The 3,199-nt window shown below is 66.8% G+C and carries 1 protein-coding gene and 1 pseudogene; both read right to left on the bottom strand.

Annotation, left to right across the window (positions count from 1 at the left end):
• On the bottom strand, positions 1–1,495 hold a 1,495-nt coding region (locus DMB66_RS59490), incomplete at its 3' end, for a hypothetical protein (protein WP_148112957.1).
• Positions 1,492–3,199 (bottom strand): annotated as a pseudogene (locus tag DMB66_RS59485) (hypothetical protein); the annotation flags it as partial. The pseudogene DMB66_RS59485 and the gene DMB66_RS59490, both read right to left, overlap by 4 nt.

Genomic DNA, 3,199 nt, shown 5'->3' with positions numbered 1-3,199 from the left:
CCTCATCGGCCGTGACGCCGCCGACTGAGGTGGATGTCGGCCTGTCGCTGACCTCCATCACCATGTTGCGGTGCAGCCAGGCCAGCATCTTGCCGAGCGGGCTGTCGAGGTCGCCAGTGACAAGGCCGTCCGGTAGGTCGAGGCTGGGTCGCGCTGTGGCGGTGAGCGCGGCTGCGAGTGCGGTCGGGTCGTCCACGACTACCTGGTTGGACAGGACGGCATCGTTGGCGTCGACCAGGCGTACGAGTCGCCCGTGCAGCGGACCAGCGGTGACGGCTCTCCCGGAGGTGTCGTGGGTGAGCGGTTGTCGGTGGGTCAGGTCGTCAAGCAGCCAACCGGGCTGGGCCATCGGCTCGCTGGCCACTTCCACCCGTCCGTCGCCGTTCGCGGCTGCGGAGATCAGGCGTACTGAGGGCGCTGCGGGTTCCGGTTCGGATCGGATCGACCATGATCCGAGTTGGTCCAGGTTGGCGGCAACGGCTGTGGTGTCTGGCGGTGTGAACGCCGCTCGGACCTCGTCTGCGGTGAGTTGGGTAAGGACGGCAACCTCGACGTTGCCGCTGTGGCCCACGGTGCGGGTCAACGCGGCTCGGGATAGGTTCGCTGATCCAGACAGCAGCCATCCTTGGTCACCGGCCACGGCGCCAATGAGCTTGGCGTGCACGAACTCGTCCGGCTGGTACATGAGCACGTCGGTTGTGGCGCCGCTGGCGATCAGTCGTTCCTTGAGCCGGTTGCCGTTGACGCTGGTGGCTTTCGTGAGGAATACACGAACGCGCCGAGGGCGCAGGTCGGTGAGTAGCTGCCCGACCGCCTCCGCATCGTCGTCGTAGTACGGGGCGCTGAGTAGCAGCTCGTCAATGTCCGAGGGCGCCTGGGCGGTAAGGGCCGTCTTGAACTGTGCGGCGATCGGGGTGTCCAGATTGTGGAGCAATGGTGAGTCTGTTTGCGGTGTACCGGCTGGCTGGGGCGGCAGCCGGGTGTTCAGGTCGAGGAGCCGTTGGGCGAGAGTTGTGTCATCGACGAGACCGACGACGCGGTGAATCCAGGTTCGCCAGGTGCCGATGGCTGCGTCGCCGGCGGGGGTGCCGGATCGGAAGGTGGTGAACACCTCCTTGCCCCGGTCGAGCCCGGTCATTGAAAGGTTTCCGGACCCGACCAGCAGGGTCGCCCTGGTTCCGGCCACGGTGAGGTACGTCTTGGGGTGGAACGCCTGACCGCCCGGACGTACACCGCGCAGCAGCCAACGTCGGTTCACGGCCGTGAGAGTGTCGACGGCATCAGCGGGGAGGCGGTCGAGGCTTGCGGTGAGCCTGCGGTGGTCCGCGAGGACGACGACGTTGAGCGGGGGGTCACCCAAGCGAGGTAGCAGGAACTCGTTGAACAACGACAGGTCCACGCTGTACGTCGTGGCCCACATCGCCGACGCGGCACCGATGAACAGTTCATGGACCGGGCGGCTTCGTTCCGCCGGAGAGGCGGCCGGCTCGGTCATCCGAGAACCTCGTGGACGAACGCGGTGCCGCGATCGGTCAGCCGTGATTCGTTAGGCTCGTCGCCTTCCCACAGACCCAGGTCCCAGGTGATCCAGCTCAACGGATTCGCGCGGATCGCGGCGAGTGGGAACCGCTCGATGCCGTGGTCGTAAAACCGCAGGAGCCCTTCCTCCCAGCGGAACCGGAAGGTGAAGTCCGGCAGCTTGGAATAGGCGATGCGCTCATGCACTGGGACCACGAATCGCGATACCAGCCACCACAGCGTCTCACCGATGGACGGCTGGCCGTCGAGATGCTCACTGACGGCGGCGAGGACTTCGGCTACCGAGGGCTGCCATGCCGATCTCACCCGGGACGCCTTCACCCAGCCGGGATCGGCGCGGTCTTTGGTGCGGCGGGCGAGTTCGAGCAGCACCACGATTGCGGAGGTGGCGGTGTCGAGCCCGGCGGTCAACCATCGAAGAGTATCCAGCGACGCCGTGGCGACGTCTATATCCTCGCCGTCGCGGTCAGGCACGGTCAACGCTGCGGTCTCCAGCGAGGCGGTGATTGCAGTCGTTGGGTAGCTGGAGCCCCAGGCGGGTGGTCCGCCAACCATGTTTGAGGCCACGTCACGTACCTCGGCGTGGGTAAGCCCGCGACCCAGGTCGCGGCTGCGGGCCAAGCCGGCACGGCAGAACTGCGACCAGACCGAGCAGATGACCTCCTGCCAGATGTCCTTGGCGATGAGCGCCGCCCACTGCCCGGCGACGAGAGCGTGCCCGTCGCTGCGCGGTTGCGGATACGACCACAACGCGTCCCGGTACGCGTGGCCGGACCAAGGCACATTTGGATCGGCGGCGACGAGACTGAGATAGTGCCCAACGCTCCGTCGGCGCTGGACCGCACCGCCGTCCAGCGTGGCGCTAACGCCGGGTGCGGCCTCATCGTCTTCGCGGGCTGCGGGTGGGTCGCTACCGAAGATGGCGTCGTGCACGGCGTCACGTTCGTCCGGTCGCTCACGCAGCCGGCACAGGCAAGCGACCCCGGCGTATTCGTCGATTGCGGCTGCGGGTACCGGATCGCTGGTCCATATGAATCGGTGGTAGTACTCCGTACCCTGCACAGCGCTCCGGAATGTCGCCGCCAGACGTCCAGCCCGATCGGTTGCGCGAAGGACATCGATGGGAATCGGTTGGTCGCCGAGCATCGTTCCAGCTCTCGCGACGATGCCAAGCTCAATCAGCGGCGAGCGGTAGTACAGCCCGTATCCGCCGAAGCTGCTCTCCACAGATTCCCCTCGTGGGAACGGTCCCGGCCCTGCGGCGACGTCGCTCAGACGCCGAGCGCCGACCGGGCTCGATCCGCACTCGTTCGGGCAGCGCTGCACCGCGATGCCGAGTTCCCACTCACGCCGGCGGATGAATGTGGCTAGCGACTTGCCGTCGGCCGGCAGTCGCCTGCCTTTGTATTCGTCGAGGAGAAAGGCGTGGAATGCGAAGTACCGTGCACGTCGGGACAGTTCAAGGATGCCCGGCAGGAGCAGCGGCATCAATCGATCCTGGGTGGTCGTCTGAAGGCCGAGCGGGTCGCGGCCCTCGTTCTCCCGCAGGGAAGCCGCGATCCAGCGGGGCGTAGGTACCTCGTCCACCACAGTGCCTGGAGCAGCCGCCATCTCCGCACTCCCTAATCCGCCTGCACGACCTTCCGGCATGGCGCCGCCG

This window comes from Actinoplanes sp. ATCC 53533 (assembly GCF_003947245.1).
This window is presented reverse-complemented; position numbering and strand designations above follow the sequence as displayed.